The following is a 7,673-nucleotide window of genomic DNA, read 5'->3' as shown; positions in this document are numbered from 1 at the left end:
ACCCGTCGAACCGGAGGTGAAGATGACATACGCCGTGTTCTGCGGACGCAACGGTCCCACACGGTCGGAGTCGGTGATCGGCTTGGCGTCCACACCCGACAAGTCGAGCTCATCGATACGCACCACCGGCGCGACATCGGTGTCGAACTCGGCGTCGGCATTCGTCAGCACACAGACCGGCGCCGCCGTCTCGAGAATGTAGCTCGTGCGCTCCGCGGCCTGATCCGGATCCACCGGCACATACGCACCACCGGACTTCGCCACCGCATACATCGCCACGATCAGATCCACCGACCGACGCAACGCCAGCGCAACCCGCGACTCCGGACCCACACCCAACGAAATCAAATGCCGGGCAAGACGATTCACCCGCGCGTCGAGTTCAGTGTAGGTCAGCTCGATCCGCTCACCGTCGAGCGCGTCGGCGACGAGCGCGGTGGAGCGCGGGTCCGCCGCCACGCTGGCGTCGAGCAGCGACACCAGCGTCGCGCCCGCGTCGACGGGCTGGTCGGTGGCGTTCCAGCGCGCCACCACATCGTGCCGTTCGGCATCGGCGAGCAGTTCGATCTCGCCCACCGGGGTTGTCGCGTCGGCGACCACAGACGCGAGAATGCGTGAGAACCGCTCCGCGAACCCTTCTACCGTCTCCCGGTCGAACAGATCGGTCGCGTATGTGAGGAACCCACCGATACCCGCGGCAGCACCCGACTCGTCATACCCGTCACCAACGATCAAATGCAGATCGAACTGCGACACATCCAAATCCGCATCCACACCGGCCACCGTCAGACCCGGCAACTCCAAGGATGTGCGCGCCACATTCTGAAACGACAAACCCACCTGGAACAACGGATGACGCGCCGTCGACCGCGGCGGATTCAACACCTCCACCAACCGCTCGAACGGCACATCCGCATGCGCGAACGCAGCCAGATCGGCTTCGCGCTGCTTACCCAGCAGGCCGACGAACGACTCATCCGGCTCCAACCGCGTCCGGAACACCACGGTGTTGACGAACATGCCGATCAGATCATCGAGCTCACGCTCACCACGACCCGCGACCGGCGTGCCGATGGCGATATCCGCATTGCCGGACAGGCGAGCGAGCAAGACCGCGAAGGCCGTGTGCACCACCATGAACAGCGTCGCGCCATGCGCGCGCGCCAAGTCCACGAGACCCGCGTGGGTCGCCGCATCGATCTCGATGTCCACGCGCGAACCCGCCAGCGACGCCACCGCCGGACGCGGCCGATCGGTCGGCAACTCCAGCAGGTCGGGCAGGCCGGCTAGCTCCGCGCGCCAGAACGCGATCTGCCGTGCCACCAGCGATTCCGGATCCGACTCGTCACCCAACACCGCACGCTGCCACAACGCGTAATCCGCATACTGCACCCGCAACGGCGACCACCCCGGAGCGTCGCCCGAGGTTCGGGCCGCGTAAGCGATCATCACATCCCGCACCAACGGACCCATCGACGACGCGTCCGCCGCGATGTGATGCACCACCACCGCAAGCACATACGTCTCGGGTGCTCCGTCGACCTGGATGAGCACGGCCCGCAACGGGACCTCGGCCGTGACGTCGAACGGAGTCGCCGCCAGCGCGTACACGCTGCTCGCCACCTCGGACTCGGCCAGCACCCGTGGACCGAGATCCACGGCGACCTGCGCGGCGGGCAACACCACCTGCACCGGACCGTCCGGCGTCTCCGGATACACCGTGCGCAGCACCTCATGCCGCGCCACCACATCGTGCAGCGCCGCACCCAGCGCCGCCACATCCAGCGCACCGGTCAACCGCAACGCGAACGGGAGGTTGTAAGCCGCCGAACCGATCTGCTCCGCGGCATCGCCGGACTGATCGAAGCGGTTGAGGAACCACATCCGCCGCTGCGCCAACGACAACGGCAACCGCTCCGGACGCGCGATACTCCCCAACTCGACCCGGCGCTCATCATGTGTATGCGACTCGAGCGCGGCCGCCAAACCCGCCACGGTCGGCGCCTCGAACAGTGTCCGGACGGGCACCCGCGCACCGACCGCCGCCCCGAGACGCGCCACGACCTGGGTGGCGACCAGCGAGTTACCGCCGAGCGCGAAGAAATCGTCATCCGCGCCGACCCGGTTCAGCGCAAGCACCTCACCGAACACCCCTGCCACGATCTCCTCGATCGCCGTCACGGGCGCCCGGAACTGCTTGGTCTCGAAAGTCGGCTCCGGCAACGCTTTACGGTCTAGCTTGCCGCTGGAGTTGAGCGGGAACGCGTCCAGCGCCACGATCGCGGCCGGGACCATGTAGGCGGGCAAGGTCTCACCGATCGCGGACCGCAGTGCCTGCGCGTCGATCCGATCGCCCGGCGCGGGGACGACGTAGGCGACGAGCTGATCGCCCAGCGACGATGCCGCGACCAGGGCGACCGCCTGGCTCACCGAAGGCTGCGCCAGCAGCGCCGTCTCGATCTCGCCCAGCTCGATCCGCTGACCGCGGAACTTCACCTGGAAATCGGTCCGGCCGAGGTAGTCCAGCACCGCGTCGTCGGCGTCCTTGCGCCACACGACGAGGTCGCCCGTGCGGTACATCCGCTCGCCGTTGCCGAACGGATTGGCGACGAACCGGTCGGCGGTCAGGTCGGGACGCCGCACATAGCCACGGGCCAGCTGATCACCCGCGAGATACAGCTCCCCGGGCACGCCCACCGGCACCGGCCGCAACCATGAGTCGAGCACATAGACCTGGGTGTTCCACTGCGGCAGGCCGATCGGCACGGTGCGCTCGTCCGCCGCCGCGGGCCAGTAGGTCACCGAGACGGCCGCCTCGGTGGGGCCGTACAGGTTGTGCACGGCGGCGTCGGACACCGCCTGCATCGCGCCCACGGTCTCCGGCGGCAGCGCCTCGCCGATCACGAAGACGTGTTCGAGCGTCGGGCAGCTGCCGGGCGTGGTGTGGGCGGCGAAGACCGTCAGCATGGACGGCACGAAGTCCGTCACCGTCACGCCCTGCGTGGCAACGGTTTCCGCCACGTAAGCGGGATCGCGATGTCCGTCCGGCGTGGCGACGACGAGTTTCGCGCCCGCGCGCAGCGGCATGAAGTAGCCCCACAGCGAGACGTCGAACGTCGTCGCCGTCTTCTGCAAGTACACGTCGTCCGGGCCCAGCGGATACTCCGCGAGCATCCACGCGATCTGGTTGTTGATCGCCGCATGGGACACCGCGACGCCCTTGGGGCGTCCGGTGGACCCGGAGGTGAAGATCACGTACGCGGGATGCTCCGGCAACACCGGGCGCACCAGTTCCTCCGCGCGCACCGGGCTGTCGTCGAAGCCGTCGAGATCCAGCGTGTCCACGGCGAGGGCCGCGACGTCGCCCGGCAGCGCCGTCGCGTCCGCGGCGGTCGTCACCACGCACAACGGGCGAGCGGTGTCCAGGATGTGCGCGATGCGTTCGGCCGGATGATCCGGATCCAACGGCACATACGCCCCACCCGCCGCCACGATCGCATACATCCCCACCACGAGATCCAACGACCGACGAACCGCCAACCCCACCAACGACTCCGCACCCACACCCTGCGAAATCAACAACCGCGCCAAACGATTCACCCGCGCATCGAACGCACGGAACGTCAACTCCGCACCCTCGTAGGCGATGGCGATCGCGTCCGGATGAGCCTCGACCGCACGGCGGTACCCATCCAGCAGCAACTCGGAGCGAACCGGGTACCGGGTGTCGTTCCACTCGTGCAGGATGCGATCCCGCTCGACCATGCTGAGCAGGTCGACCCCGCCCAGCGCGCGCTCGGGATCGGCCGCGACGGCGCGCAGCAACCGGTTCAGGCGCGCGGCGAACTCGGCGACCGAAACCTCGTCGAACAGATCGGTGGCATAGGTGAACACGGCGGCGAGGCCCGCGTCCGGGCCTTCCTGCGGCGTCACCGTCAGCTGCAGATCGAATTTGGCCACGGCACCGTCGAATTCGACCGCCGCGACGGACAGGTCGGGCAGCTCGAGCCGCGCCTGTTCCATGTTCTGGAAGAACAGCGCCACCTGGAACAGCGGGTGATGTGCCTGCGACCGCACCGGGTCGAGCACCTCGACCAACCGCTCGAACGGCAACTCGGCATGCGAGAACGCCGCCAGGTCGCGCTCCTTGGTCGCGGCCAGCAGTTCGGCGAACGAAGACGCCGGGTCCACCAGGGTCCGCAACACCAGCGTGTTGACGAACATGCCGACCAAGTCGTCGAGTTCCGCCTCGCCGCGGCCGGCGACCGGCGTACCGATGGTGATGTCGGTGGTGCCCGACAAGCGTGCCAGCAACGCCGCGAAAGCGGCGTGCACCACCATGAACAGCGACGCACCGTGCGCGTGCGCCAGCTCGTCGAGCCGGGCCCTGGTCGGTGCGTCGACGGTGAAGGCGTAGACGCCGCCACGACCCGACGGCAAGGCGGGACGCGGCCGATCCATCGGGAGGTCGAGCCGATCTGGGATGCCCGCGAGGGCCTCGCGCCAGAAAGCGATCTGCGTCGCGGCCACCGAGCGAGGGTCGTTCTCGTCGCCGAGCACGGCGTGTTGCCACAGCGTGTAGTCGGCGTACTGCACCGGCAGCGGTTCCCAGCCTGGTGCGGTGCCCGCGCCGCGCGCGACATAGGCGGTCATCAGGTCGCGCACCAGCGGGGCTATGGACGTACCGTCGGCGGCGATGTGGTGCACGACGACGGCTAGGACGTAGTCGTCGGAGCCGATCCGGGCGAGCGAGAGCCGCAACGGCACCTCGGCCGCCACATCGAAACCGGCGGCGGCGAACGTAGCGAGCCACGCGGGCAGTTCGTCGGCGGTCAGGCTGTGCGGCGTCAGGTCGGGGACGGCCTGCGCGGCAGGCAACACCACCTGATACCCCGTACCATCCACCGCCGGATACACCGTCCGCAACGTCTCATGACGCCCGACCACATCCGCGACCGCCGCCCGCAACGCCGCCACATCCAACACACCCGACAACCGCACCGCGAACGGAATATTGTTCCCCGCCGAACCGGTATCGAACTGATTCAAAAACCACATCCGCCGCTGCGCCAACGACAACGGCACCCGCTCCGGACGCTCCAGCGCCACCAGCGCCGGACGCTGCGCGCCGGTGTCGAATTCGGCGAGCCGGGCGGCCAGCAGCGCGACCGTCGGCGCTTCGAACACCGTCCGCGCGGGCACCCGCGCGCCGATCGACGCGCCGAGCCGGGCCGCGACCTGCGTCGCGATCAGCGAGTTGCCGCCCAGCTCGAAGAAGTCGTCGTCCGCGCCGATCTCGTCACCGGCACTGAGCAGTTCGCCGAACACACCCGCCACCAGTTGCTCCAGCGCTCCCGACGGCGCGCGGAACTCCTTGGTCTGCAACTGCGGCGGGGGCAGCGCACGACGATCCAGCTTGCCCACCGGGGTCAGCGGGATCTCCTCCAGCACGGTGAGCGAAGTCGGCACCATGTGGACCGGCAGGCTGCGCTCGGCGTGCGCGAGCAACTCCCCGGTGTCGATCGAGTGTCCGGTGGCCGCGTGCACATAGGACGCGAGAATCGTCGCGCCGCTGTCCAATTGGTGTCCGACGGTGACCGCGAAGTCCACGCTCTCGTGCGCGGCCAGCACCGCGTCGATCTCACCCAGCTCGATCCGGAAACCCCGGATCTTCACCTGGAAATCATTGCGACCCAGATACTCCAACTCACCGTTCGGCGTCCAACGCACCAGATCACCCGTGCGATACAGCCGAGAGTGGTTCGGGTCGAAAGGGTTCGGGACGAAACGCACGGCGGTGAGGCCGGGGCGCGACTGGTAGCCGCGAGCCAGCTGAGGCCCGCCGATGTACAGCTCGCCGACCACGCCGATCGGGACCGGCACCAGGCGCTCGTCCAGCACGTACTCGGTGGTCGTCTGGATCGGCGCGCCGATCGTCACCGGCTCGCCGGGCACCAGCGGCGCGCTGATGTTCGTCATGATCGTGGTCTCGGTCGGGCCGTACCCGTTGTAGAACTCGCGCTCGCCGTCGGCGATCGGGCGCACCCAGCGCCGCACCAGCTCCGGCGGGCACGCCTCGCCGCCGGCCACCACCACGCGCAGCTCGTCCAGCCCCGTAGGATCCACCGACGCGAGCGCGGCCGGGGTGATGAACGCGTGCGTCACGGCTTCGCGGCGCAGGAGCGCGGCGAGTTCGTCACCGCCGTAGACCGTCGGCGCGACCACGACCATGGTGGCCGCGCCGCCGAGCGCGAGCAGCAACTCCAGCACCGAGGCGTCGAACGACGGCGACGCGAAATGCAGCGTCCGCGACGCACTCGTCACCCGATACCGGTCCCGCTGCTCGGCACAGAAACCGGCCAGCCCGGCCTGGGTGACCACCACGCCCTTCGGCATGCCGGTCGATCCCGAGGTGTAGATGACGTAAGCCGGATGCTCGGCGCGCAGTTGCCGCAGCCGATCCGCATAGGTGACCGGTTCGGTCGGGTAGTCCTCCAGTGCCCTGGTGCAGCTGTCGGAATCGATGACGAGCCACTCGATCTCGCTGGGCAGGTCCTCCACCACGCGCGCGACGGCGAGTCCGAGCACGGCGCCGGAGTCCTTCACCATGTGCTCGACGCGGTCGGCCGGATAATTCGGATCCACCGGCACGAACCCCGCACCGGTCTTCGCCACCGCCCACACCGCAACCACGGACTCCACCGACCGCGGAACACCCACCGCGACCAGATCCTCCGGACCGACCCCTCGATCGATGAGCAGCCGCGCCAACCGCGTGGACCTGGCGTCGAGTTCCGCGTAGGTGAGGTGTCCCCGAGAGCTGACCGCGTCGGCGAAAACGACCGCGGTACCGGTCGGATTCGCTTCGACGGCGGTTGCCATCAGTTGCGGGAGGGTAGTGACTCTAGGTCGCCGGGTGCGCGTGGGCCGCACCCGCGCGGGCCGCGTCACGCGAGCCCCGCTTCGTGCTTCCTGATTCCCCATCCTTGAGCCGGCAGACTATTCCCCGACAAGCGAAACATGAAAACTCTGCACATCCTGCCTGTAAGAACACGTCCTTGACACATTTCCAGCGGACGCCCTGATACAGCAAACCAACCGGCTGTGTGCATAGTCACACAACCGGAGGCTTGCGTCTGACCGCGAATCGCTTCACTCGGCGCCGAACAGCTCGGTGAGCTCGACGATAGCGGTCACAGTCGTCCAAGGCCCCGCGGGCACGCGGCCGACACCATTGTCGAGCACCACGGCCTGCAAGTCCTCCAATGCCGTCGGGTCGAGCGTGTCCAGCCCGGCCCGATCCGTCACCAGATGAGTTACCCATTCGTCGGCCAGCGACTCGGTCAGCGCGCCGTCCGCGTCGACCAGCACCACCGACGCGCCCACCGATCCGGCGGCCACCACTTCGACCAGTGCGGCCGGCGACTGCGCGCTGCCGTGCTGGAAGGTGCGCGATTCGAAGGTCAGCTCGGTGCGCGCGCGCAGCCGTCCTGCGGCCGTGGCGAGGTCGTCGTAGCTGAGCACTTGCGCGCCGATGAAGGCCGGATCGCTGCCGCGCAGGGCGCGGGTGCGGTGGGCGTAGGTGACCGGGCGGGGGGATTCGGCGGCGATCTCGGCGACGAGGGTGGGGTCGTCGAGGGCGAGCCAGTCCAGCGCGTCGGTCGAGCCGGAGC

The 7,673-nt window shown here is 68.6% G+C and carries 2 protein-coding genes; both read right to left on the bottom strand.

What is annotated here, in order from left to right; genetic code table 11:
* Window positions 1–6,984, bottom strand: a 6,984-nt coding sequence (locus GVY64_RS36260) for an amino acid adenylation domain-containing protein (protein ID WP_442939689.1), incomplete at its 3' end; no start/stop codon positions are given.
* Window positions 6,985–7,152: 168 nt separating this feature from the next.
* Window positions 7,153–7,673 (bottom strand): hypothetical protein (locus tag GVY64_RS36255; protein WP_159851119.1); only part of this gene is annotated, 521 nt, incomplete at its 5' end.

It is taken from the genome of Nocardia sp. CY41, assembly GCF_009829325.1.
Taxonomy (GTDB): Bacteria; Actinomycetota; Actinomycetes; order Mycobacteriales; family Mycobacteriaceae; genus Nocardia.
This window is presented reverse-complemented; position numbering and strand designations above follow the sequence as displayed.